The 23,127-nt window shown below is 59.7% G+C and carries 19 protein-coding genes; 3 read left to right on the top strand and 16 right to left on the bottom strand.

Annotation, left to right across the window (positions count from 1 at the left end; translation table 11 throughout):
* The first annotated feature begins 15 nt into the window (after positions 1 to 15).
* The gene (gene mutS / locus AC3ITA_RS05850) at positions 16 to 2,595 is read left to right on the top strand and encodes a DNA mismatch repair protein MutS (RefSeq protein ID WP_095943895.1); all 2,580 of its coding nucleotides are present in this window, start codon (positions 16 to 18) and stop codon (positions 2,593 to 2,595) included.
* Positions 2,596 to 2,737: 142 nt separating this feature from the next.
* On the top strand, positions 2,738 to 3,061 hold the full coding sequence (fdxA, locus tag AC3ITA_RS05845; RefSeq protein WP_095943894.1) for a ferredoxin FdxA: 324 nt from the start codon (positions 2,738 to 2,740) through the stop codon (positions 3,059 to 3,061).
* Between the two features lie 472 nt (positions 3,062 to 3,533).
* Here the strand turns inward: fdxA and rpoS are convergent, their stop codons facing one another.
* The 8 genes from rpoS to AC3ITA_RS05805 form a co-directional block, all read right to left on the bottom strand.
* Positions 3,534 to 4,541 carry an RNA polymerase sigma factor RpoS gene (rpoS, locus tag AC3ITA_RS05840; protein ID WP_007990225.1) on the bottom strand — a complete coding sequence of 336 codons (1,008 nt, stop codon included), beginning with the start codon at positions 4,539 to 4,541 and terminating at the stop codon, positions 3,534 to 3,536.
* A gap of 105 nt (positions 4,542 to 4,646) precedes the next feature.
* Positions 4,647 to 5,504, bottom strand: a complete 858-nt coding sequence (locus AC3ITA_RS05835; RefSeq protein ID WP_095943893.1) for a peptidoglycan DD-metalloendopeptidase family protein — start codon at positions 5,502 to 5,504, stop codon at positions 4,647 to 4,649.
* A gap of 212 nt (positions 5,505 to 5,716) precedes the next feature.
* On the bottom strand, positions 5,717 to 6,352 hold the full coding sequence (locus AC3ITA_RS05830; RefSeq protein WP_172435346.1) for a protein-L-isoaspartate(D-aspartate) O-methyltransferase: 636 nt from the start codon (positions 6,350 to 6,352) through the stop codon (positions 5,717 to 5,719).
* Positions 6,353 to 6,393: 41 nt separating this feature from the next.
* Positions 6,394 to 7,143: a 5'/3'-nucleotidase SurE gene (gene surE / locus AC3ITA_RS05825; RefSeq protein ID WP_095943892.1), complete on the bottom strand. Its 750-nt coding sequence runs from the start codon at positions 7,141 to 7,143 to the stop codon at positions 6,394 to 6,396.
* Positions 7,131 to 8,189, bottom strand: a complete 1,059-nt coding sequence (gene truD / locus AC3ITA_RS05820; RefSeq protein ID WP_150673053.1) for a tRNA pseudouridine(13) synthase TruD — start codon at positions 8,187 to 8,189, stop codon at positions 7,131 to 7,133. The genes surE and truD overlap by 13 nt, the downstream gene beginning before the upstream one ends.
* The gene (ispF, locus tag AC3ITA_RS05815) at positions 8,186 to 8,659 is read right to left on the bottom strand and encodes a 2-C-methyl-D-erythritol 2,4-cyclodiphosphate synthase (RefSeq protein WP_056720941.1); all 474 of its coding nucleotides are present in this window, start codon (positions 8,657 to 8,659) and stop codon (positions 8,186 to 8,188) included. Before ispF ends, truD begins: the two co-directional genes overlap by 4 nt.
* Positions 8,660 to 8,702: 43 nt before the next feature.
* Complete coding sequence (gene fghA / locus AC3ITA_RS05810) at positions 8,703 to 9,548, bottom strand: S-formylglutathione hydrolase (protein WP_095943890.1); 846 nt, start codon at positions 9,546 to 9,548, stop codon at positions 8,703 to 8,705.
* Positions 9,549 to 9,556: 8 nt separating this feature from the next.
* Positions 9,557 to 10,669: an S-(hydroxymethyl)glutathione dehydrogenase/class III alcohol dehydrogenase gene (locus tag AC3ITA_RS05805; protein ID WP_095943889.1), complete on the bottom strand. Its 1,113-nt coding sequence runs from the start codon at positions 10,667 to 10,669 to the stop codon at positions 9,557 to 9,559.
* Between the two features lie 107 nt (positions 10,670 to 10,776).
* Here AC3ITA_RS05805 and AC3ITA_RS05800 point away from each other — a divergent pair, with 107 nt between their 5' ends.
* Positions 10,777 to 11,673, top strand: coding sequence for a LysR family transcriptional regulator (locus tag AC3ITA_RS05800; RefSeq protein WP_095943888.1), 897 nt, complete (start codon positions 10,777 to 10,779; stop codon positions 11,671 to 11,673).
* A gap of 6 nt (positions 11,674 to 11,679) precedes the next feature.
* Here AC3ITA_RS05800 and ispD read toward each other — a convergent pair whose 3' ends face one another.
* From ispD to dnaE, 8 genes are all read right to left on the bottom strand, one after another.
* Positions 11,680 to 12,387, bottom strand: coding sequence for a 2-C-methyl-D-erythritol 4-phosphate cytidylyltransferase (gene ispD / locus AC3ITA_RS05795; RefSeq protein ID WP_095943887.1), 708 nt, complete (start codon positions 12,385 to 12,387; stop codon positions 11,680 to 11,682).
* A complete protein-coding gene (gene ftsB, locus AC3ITA_RS05790; RefSeq protein WP_007970710.1) occupies positions 12,384 to 12,662 on the bottom strand; it encodes a cell division protein FtsB in 279 nt (92 codons plus the stop codon). Before ftsB ends, ispD begins: the two co-directional genes overlap by 4 nt.
* A 170-nt stretch (positions 12,663 to 12,832) precedes the next feature.
* Positions 12,833 to 14,122, bottom strand: a complete 1,290-nt coding sequence (gene eno, locus AC3ITA_RS05785) for a phosphopyruvate hydratase (protein ID WP_056720952.1) — start codon at positions 14,120 to 14,122, stop codon at positions 12,833 to 12,835.
* Positions 14,123 to 14,278: 156 nt separating this feature from the next.
* Positions 14,279 to 15,124, bottom strand: a complete 846-nt coding sequence (gene kdsA, locus AC3ITA_RS05780; RefSeq protein WP_489279727.1) for a 3-deoxy-8-phosphooctulonate synthase — start codon at positions 15,122 to 15,124, stop codon at positions 14,279 to 14,281.
* A gap of 5 nt (positions 15,125 to 15,129) precedes the next feature.
* Entirely contained in the window at positions 15,130 to 16,761 is a 1,632-nt protein-coding gene (pyrG, locus tag AC3ITA_RS05775) for a CTP synthase (RefSeq protein WP_095943886.1), read from the bottom strand.
* Positions 16,762 to 17,035: 274 nt separating this feature from the next.
* Positions 17,036 to 18,364 carry a tRNA lysidine(34) synthetase TilS gene (tilS, locus tag AC3ITA_RS05770; protein WP_150673052.1) on the bottom strand — a complete coding sequence of 443 codons (1,329 nt, stop codon included), beginning with the start codon at positions 18,362 to 18,364 and terminating at the stop codon, positions 17,036 to 17,038.
* Positions 18,365 to 18,497: 133 nt separating this feature from the next.
* Entirely contained in the window at positions 18,498 to 19,445 is a 948-nt protein-coding gene (locus tag AC3ITA_RS05765) for an acetyl-CoA carboxylase carboxyltransferase subunit alpha (RefSeq protein WP_489279725.1), read from the bottom strand.
* A 139-nt stretch (positions 19,446 to 19,584) separates the two neighbouring features.
* Complete coding sequence (gene dnaE, locus AC3ITA_RS05760) at positions 19,585 to 23,106, bottom strand: DNA polymerase III subunit alpha (RefSeq protein WP_095943883.1); 3,522 nt, start codon at positions 23,104 to 23,106, stop codon at positions 19,585 to 19,587.
* Between the last annotated feature and the right edge of the window lie 21 nt (positions 23,107 to 23,127).

Raw genomic sequence — 23,127 nt, 5'->3', positions numbered from 1 at the left:
CTTCCTGACAATCCGATGAATAAAGCCGTCTCCGACCTGTCCTCCCACACTCCGATGATGCAGCAGTACTGGCGCCTGAAAAACCAGCACCCGGACCAGCTGATGTTCTACCGCATGGGCGACTTCTACGAAATCTTCTATGAAGACGCGAAGAAGGCCGCCAAGTTGCTGGACATCACCCTGACGGCCCGAGGGCAGTCGGCTGGCCAGGCGATTCCGATGTGCGGGATTCCTTACCACGCCGCCGAGGGTTACCTGGCAAAGCTGGTGAAGCTTGGCGAATCGGTGGTGATCTGCGAGCAGGTCGGCGACCCGGCCACCAGCAAAGGGCCGGTGGAGCGGCAGGTTGTGCGCATCATCACGCCGGGGACGGTGAGTGACGAGGCGCTGCTGGATGAGCGCCGGGACAATCTGATCGCTGCCGTTCTGGGTGATGAACGCCTGTTCGGCCTGGCAGTGCTGGACATCACCAGTGGCAACTTCAGTGTGCTGGAGATCAAGGGTTGGGAAAACCTGCTCGCGGAACTGGAGCGGGTCAACCCGGTGGAACTGCTGATTCCGGATGACTGGCCCAAGGACTTGCCGGCGGAAAAACGCCGTGGCGTGCGTCGTCGTGCGCCGTGGGATTTCGAGCGCGATTCGGCGCTCAAAAGCCTGTGCCAGCAATTCTCGACCCAGGATCTGAAGGGCTTTGGTTGCGAAAACCTGACCCTGGCGATTGGCGCCGCCGGTTGCCTGCTGGCCTACGCCAAGGAAACCCAGCGCACCGCCCTACCCCATTTGCGCAGCCTGCGTCATGAACGCCTGGACGACACCGTGGTGCTCGATGGCGCCAGCCGTCGCAACCTGGAGCTCGACACCAACCTGGCCGGGGGCCGCGACAACACCCTGCAATCGGTGGTGGACCGCTGCCAGACCGCCATGGGCAGCCGCTTGCTGACCCGCTGGCTGAATCGCCCGTTGCGCGATCTGACGGTGCTGTTGGCGCGTCAGACTTCGATCACTTGCCTGCTCGACGGCTACCGATTCGAAAGACTGCAACCGCAGCTCAAGGAAATTGGCGACATCGAGCGGATTCTTGCGCGGATCGGCCTGCGCAATGCCCGCCCCCGCGACCTCGCCCGCCTGCGTGACGCCCTCGGCGCCCTGCCGGAACTGCAAGTGGCAATGACGGAGCTCGAAGCCCCGCACCTCCAGCAACTCGCCACCATCACCAGCACCTACCCGGAACTGGCGGCACTCCTGGAAAAAGCCATCATCGACAACCCGCCCGCCGTCATTCGTGATGGCGGCGTGCTGAAAACCGGCTACGACAGCGAACTGGACGAACTGCAGTCGCTGAGCGAAAACGCCGGGCAATTCCTGATCGACCTCGAGACGCGGGAAAAGGCCCGCACCGGCCTGTCGCACCTGAAGGTCGGTTACAACCGCATTCACGGTTACTTCATCGAGCTGCCAAGCAAGCAGGCGGAATCGGCACCGGCCGACTATATCCGCCGCCAGACCCTCAAAGGCGCCGAGCGTTTCATTACGCCGGAACTCAAGGCATTCGAAGACAAGGCATTGTCAGCCAAGAGCCGCGCCCTGGCCCGCGAGAAGATGCTGTACGAAGCGCTGCTCGAAGACCTGATCAGCCAGCTGCCACCGCTGCAGGACACCGCCGGCGCCCTGGCCGAGCTGGACGTCTTGAGCAACCTGGCCGAACGCGCGCTGAACCTCGACCTGAACTGCCCGCGCTTCGTCAGCGAGCCGTGCATGCGCATCACCCAGGGTCGTCACCCGGTGGTCGAACAAGTGCTGACCACGCCATTCGTGGCCAACGACCTGAGCCTGGACGACAACACCCGCATGCTGGTGATCACCGGTCCGAACATGGGCGGTAAATCCACCTACATGCGTCAGACCGCCTTGATCGTCCTCCTGGCGCACATCGGCAGCTTCGTGCCGGCAGCCAGTTGCGAACTGTCGCTGGTCGACCGCATCTTCACCCGGATCGGCTCCAGCGATGACCTGGCCGGCGGGCGCTCGACCTTCATGGTGGAAATGAGCGAAACCGCGAACATCCTGCACAACGCCACCGAGCGCAGCCTGGTACTGATGGACGAAGTCGGGCGCGGTACCAGCACCTTCGACGGCCTGTCCCTGGCATGGGCGGCGGCAGAACGCCTGGCGCATTTGCGTGCCTACACGCTGTTCGCCACCCACTACTTTGAACTGACCGTCCTGCCGGAAGCCCAGCCGCTGGTGGCCAACGTGCACCTCAATGCTACCGAGCACAACGAGCGCATCGTGTTCCTGCACCATGTGCTGCCCGGGCCGGCCAGCCAGAGTTATGGCCTGGCCGTTGCGCAGCTGGCAGGCGTTCCGAGCGAAGTCATCACCCGTGCTCGCGAGCACTTGAGCCGTCTGGAAGACACCGCCCTGCCCCATGAAACACCGGCACCGGCCAAAGGCAAACCGGCCGCACCACAGCAAAGCGACCTGTTCGCCAGCCTGCCGCATCCGGTGCTGGATGACCTGGCCAAGCTCGACCTGGACAACATGACACCACGTCGTGCGCTCGAAATGCTCTATACACTAAAGACACGGATCTAACGCAGCGGCTTGCAAGCTGTTAGAATCTCGCGCGGTTTGGGATGCTGCTGGCTAATAGCCTGGCCAGCAGACTATCGCTCCCAAACCTGGCGACCCCTACGAGAAGGGGCGCAGCAAGCCGCGCCTGAGGAGAAAATTAGAAATGACCTTCGTCGTCACCGACAACTGCATCAAGTGCAAGTACACCGACTGCGTAGAAGTCTGTCCGGTGGACTGCTTTTACGAAGGCCCGAATTTCCTGGTGATTCACCCGGATGAGTGCATCGATTGCGCGCTGTGCGAACCTGAATGCCCTGCCGTGGCTATCTTCTCCGAAGATGAAGTTCCGGCCGGCATGGAAAACTTCATCGCGCTGAACGCTGAGCTGGCCGATATCTGGCCGAACATCACCGAGAAGAAAGATTCGATGCCCGACGCTGAAGAGTGGGACGGCAAGCCAGGCAAGATCGCAGAACTCGAACGCTGATTACCCCCGCGTTCGCGAAAAAGGCCCCACAAGGGCCTTTTTGCTTTTCTGCAGGCGAAAAAAGGGGCGGTTTGACCCGCCCACATTTTTTCCCTATTCCCTGTGTTCCTTTTCATCGTCCTGATGAATCGCGTCCTGCGATATCCCTATCCCCTCATCCTTGAAGGACGTGTCTGTCCGTCGACACAACCTCAATACTAGAGTGTTCCCCTGCGGGATCAATCGCCCCTTGGCGCTAAACCCAGCTGTCACACGTCATTAATAATAAAAAATAGTTATATAAATCAAAACGATAGAGGTAAGAAGCGTTCAGCATGGACAATTGCCAGGGTGTAAAAATAACGAACACTTACGCAAGTGTAAGCCTGGACTTACAGCACGAAACCAAAATTCCGAGGGGATTCGGTCTGCTGGCCAGGCAATAAAAAACCCCGAGCCAGTCGGGGTTTTTCATGCCATCGCAGTGAGTGCTTTATTGGAACAGCGACTCGCTCGACAGACCATTTTTTTCCAGGATCTCGCGCAGCCGCTTCAAGCCTTCCACCTGAATCTGTCTGACCCGTTCCCGGGTCAGGCCGATTTCCAGGCCTACGTCTTCAAGGGTGCTGCTTTCATGGCCGCGCAGGCCGAAGCGGCGTACAACCACTTCGCGTTGCTTGTCGGTCAGTTCCGAGAGCCATTGATCGATGCTTTGGGACAGGTCATCGTCCTGCAACAGTTCGCATGGATCGGTTGGACGGTCGTCAGTCAGAGTATCGAGCAGGGTTTTATCCGAATCCGGACCCAGCGAGACGTCGACCGACGAAACCCGTTCGTTAAGGCCGAGCATGCGCTTGACCTCTCCCACCGGTTTTTCCAGCAGGTTGGCGATTTCTTCGGGTGAGGGTTCATGGTCGAGTTTTTGCGTCAGCTCCCGCGCGGCCCGCAGGTACACATTCAGCTCCTTGACCACATGGATCGGCAGCCGGATGGTCCGGGTCTGATTCATGATTGCGCGTTCGATGGTCTGGCGAATCCACCAGGTCGCGTAGGTCGAGAAGCGGAAACCGCGCTCCGGATCGAACTTCTCCACCGCCCGGATCAAGCCGAGGTTACCCTCTTCGATCAGGTCCAGCAGCGACAGCCCACGATTGACGTAACGCCGGGCGATTTTCACCACCAGCCGCAGGTTACTTTCAATCATGCGTTTGCGCCCGGCCGGATCGCCACTTTGCGACAGGCGCGCAAAATGAACTTCTTCTTCGGGTGAAAGCAGGGGAGAGAAACCAATTTCATTGAGATACAGCTGCGTGGCATCGAGTGCCCGCGTGTAGTCAATGTACTTGTGCTGTTTCAAGGATGCTGAGTGTTTGGATTTGGCACGAACGGAAGGTGGAGCCGCCCCTTCATCATTCGACATCGAATCCGTATCGATGCTGCTCTCCATCAGGAGAACCTCATCGTCGATGTCAAACTCCGGCACTTCTTTACTGAGAGCCATTGTTATAGTCCTTTGGTGAGTTCGACCTCAAGCTCAAGCGGCGCCTTTATCCCTGGCAACGCTGGAGCCTGTCCCCTCTACGCGACGGAACAGGCTGGTTAGCGATCAACGACGCGGCAGGAATTGCAGCGGATCTACAGGTTTACCCTGGCGGCGAATCTCAAAATGCAGTTTCACCCGGTCTGTACCCGTTGACCCCATTTCGGCAATTGTCTGTCCGACCTTGACCTGCTGCCCCTCCCGAACCAACAGCCTGCGGTTGTGTCCGTAGGCGCTTACGTAGGTTTCACTGTGTTTGATGATTACTAATTCGCCGTAGCCCCTTAAGCCACTCCCGGCGTATACCACCGTCCCATCAGACGCAGCTAAAACAGGCTGTCCCAAATCTCCGGCGATATCAATTCCTTTATTCAAACTACCGTTTGAAGAGAATTTCCCAATCAGAATGCCATTAGATGGCCATCCCCAGCCGGTCGGGGCTGGCCCGGGAGGGGGCAATGGAGCGGGTGCAGACTTGCTCGCGACGGACGGTACAACTGTCGTTGTGCTGGTGGTCGTACCGTTTGCCGAACGACGAATGACCGTGGTTTTACTCGACGACGAAGGCGTTGAACTGGACGAACTGACCACCGCCGTCGACGTTGAATCGGTACGACCATCAAAGCGAATCGTCTGACCCGGACGAATGGTGTAAGGCGCAGGAATGTTGTTGCGTGCCGCCAGGGCCTTGTAGTCCCAGCCGTAACGGAAGGCGATGGAGAACAGGGTGTCCTTGGGCCGAACGACGTATTGCCCGGTGGTCACGGCTGGACGCTGAGCCGCGGCATTGTTGCGGTCCACGACGCGAACATCGCTGGACTTGTTGCTGGAACAACCGACCAGCAAGGTGCTCAAGACAAGGCCAGTCACCAGGCGCTGAAAGCTCGTTTTACTCATACGCTGCGCAATGACTGTGAGACTCACCCGCCGCTCCCTCTGTGGTGGCTGAAAATGTGAAATACCGGAGTCCGGCAATGAACTGTCGCAAGTATAACGGGGTGTGCACGCTTTACCTTTAATGTGGCGGATCGGTGTCGCGCACACGTTTGCTGCCTGACGATGAATCCCGTTCAACCAAACGATGCCGCTATAAGACAAAGGCAATCGAAGAGAATTCAGCGTCCCGAAACAAATGCTCAGGCCAGTGGCCCATTGAGCAACGGCACGAAGCGCACAGCCCCAAGAACATGCCTGGAAAAACCTTGCTCCTCGCGGATGATCAGCATCAATTGCTGGACTTCGCCGGCCCCGACCGGAATCACCATTCGGCCTCCCGGCGCCAACTGGTCAAGCAGTGCCTGGGGTACGTCGGTCGCCACTGCGGTGACGATAATCCCGTTATACGGCGCCAGTGCCGGCCAGCCTTCCCAGCCATCGCCCCAGCGGAACACCACGTTGCGCAGGTTCAGTTCGACCAGACGTTCCTTTGCCCGATCCTGCAGAACCTTGATGCGCTCGACCGAGAACACACGTTCGACCAGTTGCGACAGCACCGCCGTCTGATAACCCGACCCGGTGCCGATCTCCAGCACCTTGTCGAGGGGACCGGCCTCCAGCAGCAGCTCGCTCATGCGTGCCACCATATAAGGCTGGGAGATGGTCTGGTTGTTACCTATCGGCAGCGCAGTGTCTTCATAGGCACGGTGTGCCAGCGCTTCGTCGACGAACAGGTGGCGCGGGGTCCGGCGAATGACCTCCAGCACCCTGGCGTTGGAGATGCCTTCTTCGTACAGGCGCTGGATCAGCCGCTCCCGGGTTCGCTGGGAGGTCATGCCAATGCCGCGGCGCAGCATATCGTCTTGTTCGCGACCCATCAGCGCAGCCCCTCCAGCCAGCCGTCCAGACTTCTGAAGGCATCATTGAAGGTGCGATCCAGTTGCAGCGGCGTGATCGAAACATAACCCTGCATCACTGCATGGAAATCGGTACCCGGGCCACCGTCTTCGGCATCCCCGGCCGCCGCGATCCAGTAACCGGACTTGCCCCGCGGATCCACCACTTTCATCGGTGCCGCGGCCCGGGCGCGATGGCCCAGGCGGGTCAACTGAATACCGCGGATACGATCCAGCGGCAAATTGGGAATGTTCACGTTCAGTACCGTACGCGGTGGCAGATCCAGGTCAGCATGGGCTTCAACCAGTTTGCGCGCGAAATGGGCAGCTGTGGGAAGGTTATCTATCTGGCGTGAGACCAGCGAAAAGGCAAACGAAGGGTGTTTCAGGAAACGCCCCTCGAGGGCCGCCGCCACCGTACCGGAATACAGGACATCGTCCCCCAGGTTCGCCCCCAGGTTGATCCCGGAAACAACCATGTCCGCTTCGCGCTCCAGCAGGCCATTGAGGCCCAGGTGCACACAATCGGTTGGCGTGCCGTTGAGGCTGATAAAGCCGTTGGCCAGGGTTTGCGGGTGCAGCGGACGGTCGAGCGTCAGCGAACTGCTGGCGCCGCTCTTGTCCTGGTCCGGGGCGATAACCACGCACTCGGTGTAATCCGCCAGCGCAGCATAAAGCGCGGCGAGACCGGGTGCTGTTACCCCATCGTCGTTAGAAATCAGAATACGCATGGGCTGTCCGTCTGTCCCACCGGCACCAGATCAACAAGCTCGCGCACCAATACGGTGGCGAAGCATCCGGCCGGCAGGACGAATTCCAGTTGCAGAATGTCCAGCGAGGGATAATGCCACGTCAACCCGGCAATGGGCAGCCGCAGGATGCGACGTTCGTGGCTCATTCCGGCGTTGATCAACCAATCGCGAAGGTCTGCTTCGCGCGCGGCAATCGCCTGCTCCAGTTCATGGACAGCGCCCGTGGCCGGCGAGTCACCTTCGCCCCACTGCGGACCGGTCGGGTGCAGATCGAGAATCGCCAAGCGCGGGTCGCTGCACTCGGCTTCGCCTGCCGGGAAAAAGCTGCGGCTGTCGGTGAACGCCAGCAGATCTCCCACCTGGGCACGCTGCCAGGTGCCATCGGCGACACGTGCGGCCAATACCTGATTGAACAGAAAACTGCGCGCCGTGGAGAGCAAACGCGAGCGCACATTGCGCTGCTCCGGCAAGGCCTTGCGCGCGGCCCAGGCACGAGCATCAACGACGTTGCCGCCGTCATGACCGAAACGCTGGGCACCGAAATAATTGGGGACGCCTTGTTTGGCGATCAGTTGCAGACGCTCTTCAAGCGCAGCCTTGTCGCCAGCGAATTGCGTCAGGCGCAACGTAAAACCGTTGGCCGAGTGGGCACCGCGTTGCAGTTTGCGCTTGTGGCGGGCGGTCTTGAGGATCTTCAGCGTATCGTTTTGCGCAGCCGACAGATCAGGGTCTGCCTTGCCCGGCAATTGCACGCTGAACCATTGGCGAGTCAACGCCTGACGGTCCTTGAGCCCGGCATAACTGACGGTGCGCAATGGCACGCCGGCAGCCTTGGCAATCCGTCGCGCCGCTTCTTCAGTATTCAGGCCGCGCTTTTCCACCCAGATCCACAGGTGCTCGCCTTCGCCGCTGAGGGGAATGTCGAGGACTTCGTCGACCTGGAAATCTTCCGCGATCGCTTTCAGGATCGCCGTGCCGAGGGCATCACCGTAAGCCCGCGGGCCGAGCAATTGCGCCTCGTTCATGCGCGCAGCAACAAGGCAACGGAGTGCACGGCAATGCCTTCTTCGCGACCGACAAAGCCGAGCTTTTCGGTGGTGGTAGCTTTCACGTTCACTTGATCCAACTCTACTTGAAGATCCGCGGCAATCAGCGCGCGCATCGATTCGATATGCGGGGCCATTTTCGGCGCCTGGGCGACGATGGTGTTATCGACGTTGCCGACTTTCCAGCCTTTGGCATGGACCAGTGCGACGACGTGACGCAACAGCGCACGGCTGTCGGCGCCCTTGAATTTCGGGTCGGTGTCCGGGAAATGCTTGCCGATGTCTCCCAGCGCCGCGGCGCCGAGCAAGGCATCGCTCAAGGCGTGCAGGAGGACGTCACCGTCAGAGTGAGCGAGCAACCCGAAGCTGTGCGCAATGCGCACGCCGCCCAGAGTGATGAAATCGCCTTCAGCGAAACGGTGCACATCATAGCCGTGGCCAATACGCATAAAAAAACGCCCCGATTTTTGTCAGGGCGTGATTCTACCTGCATTAGCCAACCAGAGCATGCGCGTGATGCCGCAAGTGCTCATCGATGAAACTGGCTATGAAGAAATAGCTGTGGTCGTAGCCCGGTTGCAGGCGCAACGTCAGCGGATGACCGGCCAGTTTGGCCGCCTGCTGCAAGGCTTCGGGCTTGAGCTGGTTGGCGAGGAAATCGTCGCGATCACCCTGATCGACCAGCAGCGGCAGCTTTTCATCGGCCTCGGCAATCAACGCGCAGGCATCCCATTCGCGCCATTTCGAACGGTCCTCTCCCAGATAGCGGGAGAAGGCTTTCTGCCCCCACGGGCAATCCATCGGATTGTTGATCGGCGAGAACGCCGACACCGACAGATAACACCCCGGATTGCGCAAGGCGCAGACCAGCGCACCGTGGCCACCCATGGAATGGCCACTGATGCCGCGCTTGTCCGACGCAGGGAAATGGGCTTCGACCAACGCCGGTAATTCCTGCACGACATAGTCATGCATCCGATAGTGCCGCGACCAAGGCTCCTGGGTGGCATTCAGGTAAAACCCGGCACCGAGGCCGAAGTCCCAGGCGCCATCTGGATCGCCCGGCACTTCAGGGCCGCGAGGGCTGGTGTCCGGGGCGACGATGATCAGCCCCAGTTCGGCGGCCATGCGCATGGCGCCGGCCTTTTGCATGAAATTCTCATCGGTGCAGGTCAGGCCGGACAACCAGTACAACACCGGCAGCTTGCCGCCCTGCTCCGCCTGCGGCGGCAGGTACACGGCGAACACCATGTCGCAGCCAAGCACTTCCGAGCGATGGCGATAGCGTTTGTGCCAGCCGCCGAAGCTTTTCTGGCAGGAGATGTTTTCCAGGCTCATGGCGGACCTCAGAAATGGATGACGGAACGGATGCTTTTTCCTTCATGCATCAGGTCAAACGCCTTGTTGATATCTTCCAGGCCCATTGTGTGGGTGATGAAGGTATCCAGCGGAATCTCACCGGTCTCGGCCATTTCCACATAGCTTGGCAACTCGGTACGGCCGCGCACGCCGCCGAACGCCGAACCCCGCCAGACGCGGCCGGTGACCAACTGGAACGGACGGGTCGAGATTTCCTGGCCGGCACCGGCAACGCCGATGATGACCGACTCGCCCCAGCCCTTGTGGCAGCACTCCAGCGCCGCGCGCATCAGTTGCACATTGCCGATGCACTCGAAGGAAAAATCCACGCCGCCATCGGTCATGTCGACGATGACCTCCTGGATCGGGCGATCGAAGTCTTTCGGGTTCACGCAGTCGGTTGCACCCAACTGTTTGGCGATTTCAAATTTCGCCGGGTTGATGTCGATGGCAATGATGCGGGCAGCCTTGGCTTTGACAGCCCCGATGACAGCCGACAGACCGATGCCGCCGAGGCCGAAAATGGCCACGGTGTCACCCGGCTTCACCTTGGCGGTGTTGAGTACCGCGCCGATGCCGGTGGTGACACCGCAGCCCAGCAGGCAGACCTTTTCCAGTGGCGCTTCCTTGGCGATCTTCGCCACGGAAATCTCCGGAAGCACGGTGTACTCGGAGAAGGTGGAAGTACCCATGTAGTGGAAAATCGTTTCGCCCTTGTAGGAAAAACGCGAAGTACCGTCGGGCATCAAGCCTTTGCCCTGGGTCGCGCGAATCGCCTGGCAGAGGTTGGTTTTACCCGACAGGCAGAATTTGCACTGACGGCATTCCGGGGTGTACAGCGGGATCACATGATCGCCGACTGCAACGGAGGTCACGCCCTCGCCAATCGCTTCCACGATCGCACCGCCTTCGTGGCCGAGAATCGACGGGAAGATGCCTTCCGGATCTGCGCCGGACAGTGTGTAGGCATCGGTATGACAAACACCGGAGGCCACCACGCGCAGCAAGACTTCGCCGGCCTTGGGCATGGCGACATCGACTTCAACGATTTCGAGGGGCTTCCTGGCCTCGAAGGCAACGGCGGCGCGCGACTTGATCATGGTGACTCTCCGGTGAATTTAAACGAGACAGGGAGTGTAATACATGGCTCAACGATGAATAATCGATACAAATGCAAAATATTATTGCCGCACAGGGATAATCATCGATGTCCGAAAATCGCTGGGAAGGAATCGACGAGTTTGTCGCCGTCGCCGAATGTAGCCAATTCACCGCTGCTGCGGAGCGCCTGGGGGTTTCTTCCTCCCACATCAGTCGACAAATCGTACGCCTCGAAGAACGCCTGCAAACCCGCCTGCTCTACCGCAGCACTCGCCGGGTCGCGCTGACCGAAGCCGGGCAAACCTTCCTGCAACATTGTCAGCGTTTGCAGGATGGTCGCGAAGAAGCGTTGCGCGCAGTCGGTGACTTGACCAGCGAACCCAAGGGCATGCTGCGCATGACCTGCGCCGTGGCTTACGGTGAGCGCTTCATCGTGCCGCTGGTGACCCGATTCATGGGGCTGTATCCGCAACTGCGTATCGACATCGAACTGAGCAATCGCCAGCTTGACCTCGTGCACGAAGGCCTGGATCTGGCGATTCGCCTCGGGCGCTTGCAGGACTCACGGCTGGTCGCCACCCGCCTCGCGCCGCGACGCATGTTTCTCTGTGCATCGCCCTCCTACCTTGAACGCTACGGTCGCCCGCACAGCCTGTCGGAGCTGAACCGCCACAACTGCCTCATCGGCAGTTCGGACCTCTGGCAACTGGAACAGAATGGACGGGAATTTTCGCAAAGGGTTCAGGGAAACTGGCGCTGCAACAGTGGGCAAGCGGTATTGGACGCTGCACTGCAAGGCGTCGGGCTGTGTCAGTTGCCGGACTATTACGTGCTGGAACACTTGAAAAGCGGTGCGTTGATTTCGTTGCTGGAGGCGCATCAACCGCCGAACACAGCGGTTTGGGCGCTGTATCCGCAACAGCGGCATTTGTCGCCGAAGGTGCGCAAGTTGGTGGATTTTTTAAAGGAGGGGTTGGCTCAAAGGCCGGAGTACAGGATTTAAGATCTTTTAGCGACGATTGGCCCAACGCTGCCTCAACCATTCAAGGTCTTCAGGACGCGTAACCTTGAGGTTGTCGGACCGTCCTTCGATCAGCCGTGGTGACGAACCGGCCCACTCCATGGCCGAAGCTTCGTCGGTAATAACGGCATCGGCCACCAGGCTGTCAGCCAGTGCCCGATGCAACGCCCCAAGGCGAAACATCTGCGGCGTGTAGGCCTGCCAGATCACACTGCGATCCACGGTTTCGACCACACGACCGTGCTTGTCGACCCGCTTGAGCGTATCCCGTGCCGGAACCGCCAACAGCCCGCCAACAGGATCGTCAGCCAGTTCAGCCAGCAGCTTGTCCAGATCGTCACGACTGAGGTTCGGCCGTGCGGCATCGTGAACCAGTACCCAATCCTCATCGTCGGCACCCTGCGCATGCAAGTGCAGCAAGGCATTGAGCACCGACCCGGAACGTTCGGCACCGCCCTCGACCCGCGCAATACGCGGATCACTGGCACACGCCAGGTTCGGCCAATAAGGATCGTCAACAGCAACGCTGACCACCAGGCCTTTGAGGCATGGATGATCAAGGAAACAGCCAAGGCTGTGTTCGAGAATAGTGCGCCCGCCCAATTGCAAGTATTGCTTGGGACGGTCCGCGGCCATACGGGCACCGACGCCCGCGGCAGGAATCACGGCCCAGAAGGCCGGTAACGAATTAATCATTGGGCCAACTGGTAAAGGGTTTCACCGTCCTTGACCATGCCCAACTCATGACGAGCCCGCTCTTCAACGGTCTCCATGCCTTTTTTCAACTCACTGACTTCGGCGTCCATCACCCGGTTGCGTTCCAGCAATGCCTGGTTCTCAGCCTGCTGATCGGCAATCTGCTGAGTCAACTCGGCCACTTGCGCCAGACTGCCGTTTCCCACCCACAGGCGGTACTGCAAGCCAGCCAGCAGCAAAAGCAGGATGAGGAACAACCAATTGGGACTGCGCATCGAATATCAGGTATCCAGTGAAAAAAGACAGCCATGCCAAAACGTGAAGCTTCTGATAGCACGAAGCCTGGAAGAACCAGGCTTGTGCATATAAGGCATCAGATTAGTGGCAAAAACGTCGCTGTAGCGATTTTTTCGACACAATCCGGTGTCTTTTTATCGATTTCCGCTTAACCGCGGAACTCGCTACGACCGTTGTACTTGGCTTTGCCGTTCAACTGCTCTTCGATACGCAGCAGTTGGTTGTACTTGGAAACGCGGTCGGAACGGCACAGGGAGCCGGTCTTGATCTGGCCAGCCGAAGTGCCCACGGCCAGGTCGGCAATGGTCGAATCTTCGGTTTCGCCGGAGCGGTGCGAGATCACGGCAGTGTAACCGGCAGCCTTGGCCATCTGGATGGCTTCCAGGGTTTCGGTCAGGGTGCCGATCTGGTTGAACTTGATCAGGATCGAGTTGGCGATCTTCTTGTCGATGCCTTCTTTCAGGATCTTGGTGTTGGTCACGAACAGGTCGTCGCCCACCAGCTGGGTCTTCTCGCCGATCTTGTCGGTGAGGATCTTCCAGCCAGCCCAGTCGGACTCGTCCAGGCCATCTTCGATGGAGATGATCGGGTAACGCTCGGTCAGACCTTTCAGGTAATCAGCGAAACCTTCAGCGGTGAACACCTGGCCTTCGCCGGACAGGTTGTACTTGCCGTCTTCGTAGAATTCACTGGCCGCGCAGTCCAGGGCCAGGGTCACGTCGGTGCCCAGCTTGTAACCGGCGTTGGCCACGGCTTCGGAGATCACTTTCAAAGCGTCTTCGTTGGAAGCCAGGTTCGGCGCGAAACCACCTTCGTCACCGACGGCAGTGCTCAGGCCACGGGCCTTCAGCACAGCTTTGAGGTGGTGGAAAATCTCGGTGCCCATGCGCAGGCCTTCCGAGAAAGACTTGGCGCCAACCGGCTGAACCATGAATTCCTGGATGTCGACGTTGTTGTCGGCGTGTTCGCCACCGTTGATGATGTTCATCATCGGAACCGGCATCGAGTAGACACCCGGAGTGCCGTTCAGGTTGGCGATGTGAGCGTACAGCGGCAGGTCCTGGTCCTGTGCTGCTGCCTTGGCCGCGGCCAGGGAAACGGCGAGGATCGCGTTGGCGCCCAGGGAACCTTTGTTTTCAGTACCGTCGAGCTTGATCATTGCCAGATCAAGCGCTTTCTGGTCGCTTGGGTCCATGCCTTTCAACAGGTCGCGGATTGGACCGTTGATGTTGGCTACGGCCTTCAGAACGCCCTTGCCCAGGTAACGGCTCTTGTCGCCATCACGCAGCTCGAGCGCTTCACGCGAGCCAGTGGAAGCACCGGACGGCGCGCAGGCACTGCCGATGATGCCGTTGTCGAGAAGCACGTCCGCTTCCACGGTGGGATTGCCACGGGAGTCGAGAACTTCACGACCTTTGATGTCGACGATTTTAGCCATTGTTGTAAACACTCCAAAGTTGACGAAAACGACGCAGCTGTAGGAAATCTATGATCGTCGGCAAGTGAGGTGCAGCGGGCAGTCTTGCAGACGACAAGGCTCAGGCCCGAGGGCCTGAGCGTTAAATCGTGCGGTACTTTACCGGAGAATTGAGGATTACGCGGTTTCTACCGTCGGAAAACTCTTCACCAGTTCGTCCAAAGCCTTGAGCTGGGCCAGGAATGGCTCCAGTTTGTCCAGGCGCAAGGCGCAAGGACCGTCGCATTTGGCGTTGTCCGGATCCGGGTGGGCTTCCAGGAACAGGCCGGCCAGCGACTGGCTCATGCCGGCCTTCGCCAGATCGAGGACCTGGGCGCGACGACCGCCGGCGGAATCGGAGCGACCACCCGGCATTTGCAGCGCGTGGGTCACGTCGAAGAACACCGGGTATTCGAACTGCTTCATGATGCCGAAGCCGAGCATGTCGACGACCAGGTTGTTGTAGCCGAAGCTCGAACCACGCTCGCAGAGGATCAACTGATCGTTACCCGCTTCCACGCACTTGTTCAGGATGTGCTTCATTTCCTGAGGGGCGAGGAACTGGGCTTTCTTGATGTTGATCACGGCGCCGGTCTTTGCCATTGCGACCACGAGGTCGGTCTGGCGCGACAGGAAGGCCGGCAACTGGATGATGTCGCAGACTTCAGCGACGACCGCGGCCTGATCAGGTTCGTGGACGTCGGTGATGATCGGCACGCCGAAGGCTTGCTTGATGTCCTGGAAGATGCGCATGCCTTCTTCCAGGTCAGGACCACGATAGGAGGTCACAGAAGACCGGTTGGCCTTGTCGAAACTGGCCTTGAACACATAAGGGATACCGAGCTTTTCGGTGACCTTCACATACTCTTCGCAAACCTGCATGGCCATGTCACGGCTTTCCAGCACGTTCATGCCGCCGAACAGCACCATGGGCTTGTCGTTGGCAATCTCGATGTCGCCGACGCGGATGATCTTCTGTGCCATCGGGGTTACGCCTTCTTCTGGTGTTGAGTCAACGCTGCCTTGACGAAACCGCTGAACAGCGGGTGACCGTCGCGTGGCGTCGAGGTGAACTCAGGGTGGAACTGGCAAGCGACGAACCATGGGTGATCCGGCGCTTCAACCACTTCAACCAGTGCGCCATCACCGGAACGACCGGAGATTTTCAAACCGGCTTCCATGATTTGCGGCAGCAGGTTGTTGTTCACTTCATAGCGATGACGATGACGCTCGACAATCACGTCCTTGCCGTAGCAACCGTGGACCAGGGAGCCTGGCTCCAGCAGGCAATCCTGCGCGCCCAGGCGCATGGTGCCGCCCAGGTCGGAGGTTTCGGTACGGGTTTCGACGGCGCCGGTGGCATCTTCCCACTCGGTGATCAGGCCCACGACCGGGTGACCGCTTGCACGATCGAACTCGGTGGAGTTGGCGTCTTTCCAGCCCATCACGTTACGTGCGAACTCGATGACGGCCACTTGCATGCCCAGGCAGATACCCAGGTACGGAACCTTGTTTTCGCGAGCGTATTGAACCGCGGTGATCTTGCCTTCAACGCCACGCAAACCGAAGCCGCCAGGCACAAGGATGGCGTCGACGCCTTCGAGCAGCGCAGTGCCCTGGTTCTCGATGTCTTCGGAATCGATGTAGCGCAGGTTGACCTTGGTACGGTTGCTGATGCCTGCGTGACTCATCGCTTCGATCAGCGACTTGTAGGCGTCCAGCAGCTCCATGTACTTGCCGACCATGGCGATGGTGACTTCGTGCTCAGGGTTGAGCTTGGCGTCGACCACGGCTTCCCACTCGGACAGATCGGCACCGCCGCATTGCAGGCCGAAACGCTCGACGACGAAATCGTCCAGGCCCTGGGAGTGCAGGATGCCCGGGATCTTGTAGATGGTATCGGCGTCTTCCAGGCCGATCACCGCACGCTCTTCAACGTTGGTGAACTGCGCGATCTTGCGACGCGAGGAAATATCGATCGGGTGGTCGGAGCGGCAGACCAGCACGTCCGGTTGCAGGCCGATGGAACGCAGTTCCTTCACCGAGTGCTGGGTTGGCTTGGTCTTGGTTTCGCCGGCGGTGGCGATGTACGGCACCAGTGTCAGGTGCATCAGCATCGCACGCTTGGCGCCGACTTCGAAACGCAACTGGCGGATGGCTTCGAGGAACGGTTGCGATTCGATGTCACCCACGGTGCCACCGATCTCGACCATTGCCACGTCGGCATCGCCTGCACCCTTGATGATGCGGCGCTTGATTTCGTCGGTGATGTGCGGGATCACCTGGATGGTTGCGCCCAGGTAGTCACCACGGCGCTCCTTGCGCAGGACATGCTCGTAAACACGGCCGGTGGTGAAGTTGTTGTTCTGGGTCATGGTCGTGCGGATGAACCGCTCGTAGTGACCCAGGTCCAGGTCGGTCTCGGCGCCGTCGTGGGTGACGAACACTTCACCGTGCTGGAACGGGCTCATGGTGCCCGGGTCGACGTTGATGTACGGGTCCAGCTTCAGCATGGTGACCTTAAGTCCCCGCGCCTCCAGGATGGCCGCCAATGATGCCGATGCAATGCCTTTCCCCAATGAAGAAACAACACCGCCCGTGACGAATATGTAGCGCGTCATGAAAAACCCTAGAAGTCTGCGTTAAAGCGGTCCGAGCCGCCGGGGAAAGCGAAGGAAGGCCGAAGCCCCCGATCACCTGCATTAATCACAGTGCACCTTTCAAAAAAACCGCCGCGTTGGGACAGACCGGAAGATGAAACACCGGTTCGTTGCTCGCTACACATTTTTTGGAATCGCCCAGCAAAGACTGCTTGGTAATCGGCAACTCCTGCAATTCAGGCGAATCCACAGAAGTTGTATCAAGAAGGGAGCGTAGTCTACCGGAAAGCCCCTTTCAGCTCAAACCTTGATCTTCGTTCAGTGGCTGCCAATGCAAATGCCAGTCGCCGAGCGCACTACCATCGAGCCCCTTGAGGTTCGCTACCGCCAGCAGTTGCCCGTCTTTGTAGAGCAGCGGCAATCTGCCGCGTACGAAGGACGGTACAGCGCTTTCATTGAGCAAACGTTTCAGGTCCCGATGGCCCCGGCCTGGCAAGGCCATGACCTCTCCCCCTTCACGATAGCGGATATGCAGCGGGCCATCGGGGATTTGACCGGTGAGCGAAAGCACGCCGTTGCCCGCAATAGCCAGCGCAGAAGCCGGATCCAGCCACACCCCGGCGCCGGGCAAAGGCCGCAGCCAGTGGCCGGACAGCCACCAGATCCGCCCCCCCGCCCGATGCAGTTCGCCATCGGCCAGCCGCCACACCGGGCAGGCATCACCGGTGGCGTCGCGCAAATCCTTCCAACCCGACCAATGGTCAGTGTCCGGCAAACGGGTCAGCGGTTCGAGCCAATGACTCAAGGCATTGCGCTGCCGGGCATCAGACAGTTGCGCAAGAGGCGCCAGTTCAAGAGATCGCAATCCCAGCCAGACGAATTCGCTGGCAGAGCTGGCCTCACGCAAATCCATGTCCGCCAGCTCTTCGAGCAACCCCTGCGCTTCAGTCAAATGCGCCGCGCTGCGGGCCATGGTCGCCACCGCTTGTGGCCAGCGCTGGATCAGCACGGGCAAGACTTGATGCCTGAGGTAATTGCGCGAGTACTGCCGGTCCTGGTTCGAGGGGTCTTCTATCCAGCTCAAGCCATGCGCACTGGCATAAGCCTCCAGTTCAGCCCGCGTGACATCAAGCAATGGCCGCAGCAAGTGCCCCTTGCCCAACGGGCGCTGACGCGGCATGGCAGACAATCCGCGCACGCCCGCTCCGCGCAACAAACGAAACAACAGGGTTTCCGCCTGATCGTCGCGGTGCTGGGCCGTCAGCAGCACTTCGTTGGCCTGAACGGTTTGAGTGAAGGCCTGATAACGCGCATCCCGGGCTGCACGTTCAAGGCTGGCACCCGGCTGCACCTGCACGCGAACCACTTGCAGTTGCACGCCCAGCGCAGCGCACACGGCACGACAACGTTCCGGCCACGCATCGGCCACGGCTTGAAGGCCGTGATGGACATGGATGGCGCTCAGGGCGGGGAGGGATTCGGTTTTTGCGAGGTGTGCAAGAAGGTGCAGCAGGACGGTGGAGTCCAGGCCGCCGGAGAAGGCGATGTGCCAATGGGCCGCATTGCGCCACGAGGCAAGATTCAACAAGAGTCTGGCGGGCAGATCAATATTGGACCGACTCATATCCATCACCTTGCACAAATCAAATGTGGGAGCGAGCCTCCTCGCGAAGACGGTGCAACATTCAACACATTCGTTGGCTGTCATACCGCTTTCGCGAGCAGGCTCGCTCCCACATGGGCACTGCGTGTTCGACTTAGAGACCGTAGCTCATCAGTCGATCGTAGCGGCGCTTGAGCAGCGCATCGTTGTCGAACTTCTTCAGCATCGACAGTTGCGAGCTCAGCTCGGCGCGGATCGATGCGGCGGCGGCGGCCGGGTCACGGTGCGCGCCACCCAGTGGCTCGCCAATCACCTTGTCCACGATGCCCAGGCCTTTAAGGCGCTCGGCGGTGATGCCCATCGCTTCTGCGGCATCCGGTGCTTTCTCGGCGGTTTTCCACAGAATCGAAGCGCAACCTTCCGGCGAGATCACCGCGTAGGTCGAGTATTCCAGCATGTTCAACTGGTCGCAGACACCGATCGCCAGTGCACCGCCGGAACCACCCTCACCGATCACGGTGGCGATGATTGGGGTTTTCAGGCGAGCCATGACACGCAGGTTCCAGGCAATCGCCTCGCTCTGGTTGCGCTCTTCAGCGTCGATGCCAGGGTAAGCGCCCGGGGTGTCGATGAAGGTCAGGATCGGCATTTTGAAACGCTCGGCCATTTCCATCAGGCGGCAAGCCTTGCGGTAGCCTTCCGGACGCGGCATGCCGAAGTTGCGGCGAACCTTCTCGCGCACTTCACGGCCTTTCTGGTGACCGATGATCATCACCGGCTTATCGTCCAGACGGGCAATACCGCCAACGATCGCGGCGTCGTCCGAGAAGTGACGGTCACCGTGCAGTTCGTCGAACTCGGTGAAGATGTGTTCGATGTAGTCCAGGGTATACGGACGTTTCGGGTGACGCGCCAGACGTGCGATCTGCCAGCTGGTCAGCTTGCCGAAGATGTCTTCGGTCAGCGTTTTGCTCTTGTCCTGCAGGCGGGAGATCTCATCGCCGATATTCAGCGAATTGTCATTACCGACCAAGCGCAACTCTTCGATCTTGGCTTGCAGGTCGGCGATCGGCTGTTCGAAATCTAGAAAATTCGGGTTCATAGGCGTCCGTCTTGGGTCGAGTCCCAAGGGTTCTTGGGCCGGCCGGTTGTCTATTCGCGCCCTACCTTAAGGGACAGGCGCGTTGAGGTCGAGATTAAAAATTCAGGTCAAGGTCAGGGCATTCTGATAGCACTGACCGTCAACGGTATTGGAGGAAGACGTTGTCTCGCCCGAACTGGTCACGCAGGGCTTGAATCAACGCATCCGCCGGATCGATTCGCCAGCCTTCGCCGAACTGCAACATGGCCTTCGCATCGGGGCTGGTGTAGTCCATGGTGACCGGGCACGCGCCGCGGTGACGCTTCAACAGCTCACCCAGCCAGCGTAGCTGATCGCCCTTGAGGTCCTTGGCATGCAACTTCAGGCGCAGGCTTTCGGCCAGATTGGTGCGCGCATCCTCCATGCTCATCACCCGCTTGACCCGCAACTTCAGGCCACCGGAGAAGTCGTCGTTGCTGACCTCGCCTTCGACCACCACCATCGCGTCGGTCTGCAACAGCGACTGCGCGGAATGGAACGCCTCGGAAAACAGCGAGGCCTCGATCCGCCCGGAGCGGTCGTCGAGGGTGATGAACCCCATCTTGTCGCCCTTTTTGTTCTTCATCACCCGCAAGGCGATGATCATCCCTGCAACCGTCTGGGTATCACGCGCCGGTTTCAGATCGATGATGCGTTGGCGGGCGAAGCGACGGATTTCACCTTCGTATTCGTCAATCGGGTGACCGGTCAGGTACAGGCCGAGGGTATCTTTCTCCCCTTTCAGGCGCTCCTTGAGGGTCAGCTCCTTGGCCTTGCGGTGGTTGGCGTAGACGTCGGCGTCCTCTTCGACAAACAGACCGCCAAACAGGTCGGAGTGACCGCTGTCCTGAGTGCGCGCGGTCTGTTCGGCCGCCTTGATCGCTTCTTCCATGGCTGTCAGCAGCACCGCGCGATTGCGGTCGATGTTGGCCTGGTAGGCTTTCTGCTCATCGTGGAAATACGGCCCGAGGCGATCCAGGGCACCGCTGCGGATCAAACCGTCGAGGGTGCGCTTGTTGATGCGCTTGAGGTCGACCCGGGCGCAGAAATCGAACAGATCCTTGAACGGACCGGCCAGACGCGCTTCGGTGATCGCCTCGACCGGACCCTCGCCCACGCCCTTGATGGCGCCCAGGCCGTAAATGATCCGGCCTTCGTCGTTCACCGTGAACTTGAATTCGGACGTGTTCACGTCCGGCGCGTCGAGACGCAGCTTCATGGTCCGCACTTCTTCGATCAAGGTCACGACCTTGTCGGTGTTGTGCATATCCGCCGAGAGTACCGCCGCCATGAACGGCGCCGGGTAGTGCGCCTTCAGCCATGCGGTCTGGTACGACACCAGGCCATAGGCAGCGGAGTGGGATTTGTTGAAGCCGTAACCGGCGAATTTTTCCACCAGGTCGAAAATGTTACCGGCGAGGTCCGCGTCGATATTGTTGGTGGCGCAACCTTCAATGAAGCCGCCACGCTGCTTGGCCATTTCCTCGGGTTTTTTCTTACCCATGGCGCGACGCAGCATGTCCGCACCACCGAGGGTGTAACCGGCCATGACCTGGGCAATCTGCATCACCTGTTCCTGATACAGGATGATGCCGTAAGTCGGTGCCAGTACGGGCTTGAGGCCCTCGTACTGGTAGTCCGAGTGCGGATACGCCAGCTCGGCGCGACCGTGCTTGCGGTTGATGAAGTCGTCCACCATGCCCGATTGCAGCGGACCCGGACGGAACAGCGCCACCAGTGCAATCAAGTCTTCCAGGCAGTCGGGCTTGAGCTTTTTGATCAGCTCCTTCATGCCCCGGGATTCAAGCTGGAAGACCGCCGTGGTTTCGGCTTTTTGCAGCAGCGTATAGGTCGGCTTGTCGTCCAGCGGGATGAACGCGATATCCAGCGGCGGCTCGTTGACCTTGGCGCGGTCGCGGTTGATGGTTTTCAGCGCCCAGTCGATGATCGTCAGGGTCCGCAGGCCGAGGAAGTCGAACTTCACCAGGCCGGCAGCTTCAACGTCGTCCTTGTCGAACTGGGTTACCAGACCGTCACCGGCCTCGTCGCAGTAGATCGGCGAGAAGTCGGTCAGCTTGGTCGGGGCGATAACCACACCACCGGCGTGCTTGCCGACGTTACGCACAACGCCTTCGAGCTTGCGGGCCATCTCCCAGATTTCCGCGGCCTCTTCATCGACCTTGATGAAGTCGCGCAGGATCTCTTCCTGTTCGTAGGCCTTTTCCAGGGTCATGCCGACTTCGAACGGAATCATCTTCGACAGACGATCCGCCAGGCCATAGGACTTGCCCTGCACCCGCGCCACGTCGCGGACCACAGCCTTTGCGGCCATGGAACCGAAGGTGATGATCTGGCTCACGGCATTGCGGCCGTACTTCTCGGCCACGTAGTCGATGACCCGGTCGCGACCGTCCATGCAGAAGTCGACGTCGAAGTCGGGCATGGATACCCGTTCCGGGTTAAGGAAACGTTCGAACAGCAGGTCATATTCCAGCGGGTCGAGGTCGGTGATCTTCTGTACGTAGGCCACCAGCGACCCGGCACCCGATCCACGGCCAGGGCCCACTGGTACGCCGTTGTTTTTGGCCCACTGGATAAAGTCCATCACGATCAGGAAGTAACCGGGGAACCCCATCTGGATGATGATATCCAGTTCGAAATTCAGTCGGTCGACATAGACCTGACGCTTGGCTTCGTAGTCTTCGGTGGTGTCTTTGGGCAGCAGAACACTAAGGCGCTCTTCCAGGCCGTCGAAGGACACCTTGCGGAAGTACTCGTCGATGGTCATGCCATCGGGGATCGGGAAGTTGGGCAGGAAGTGCGTACCCAGCTTCACTTCGATGTTGCAGCGCTTGGCGATCTCGACGGTGTTTTCCAGCGCCTCGGGAATGTCGCTGAACAGCTCGGCCATTTCCTCGGCGCTTTTGAGGTACTGCTGATCGCTGTAATTCTTCGAACGCCGCGGATCATCGAGGGCGCGGCCCTCACCGATGCAAACGCGGGTTTCGTGGGCGGCGAAGTCTTCCTGCTTGATGAAGCGCACATCGTTGGTCGCGACCAGCGGCGCACCGAGCCTCTCGGCCAGGGCCACGGCGCCGTGCAGTTGCTCTTCATCGTTGGGGCGGTTGGTGCGCTGGATTTCCAGATAAAAACGGTCCGGAAACACTTCCATCCATTCGCGAGCCAGGGTTTCGGCCTCGGCCGGGTTGCCGCCGAGCATGGCCTGGCCGATCTCGCCTTCCTTGGCCGCCGACAGCATGATCAAGCCCGAGTTGGCTTCAGCAACCCATTCGCGTTCGATGATGACCGCACCATTGCGCTGACCGTCGATGAAGCCGCGTGAAATCAGTTCGGTGAGGTTGCGATAGCCTTCGGCGTTCATCACCAGCAGGCTGATCCGGCTCAGCGGGTTGTCCGGATCCTTGTTCGACAGCCACAGGTCGGCACCGCAGATCGGCTTGATCCCGGCACCCATGGCGTTTTTATAGAATTTGACCAGGGAACACATGTTGTTCTGGTCGGTGACCGCCACGGCAGGCATGTTCATGCCGACGAGGGTCTTGACCAGCGGTTTGATCCGCACCAGACCGTCGACCAGGGAGTATTCAGTGTGCAGGCGTAGGTGAACGAATGAAGCCGGCATAGTGATCCTGTCTGTAAGCGT

The sequence above is a fragment of the Pseudomonas sp. GL_090 genome (assembly GCF_057837765.1).
This window is presented reverse-complemented; position numbering and strand designations above follow the sequence as displayed.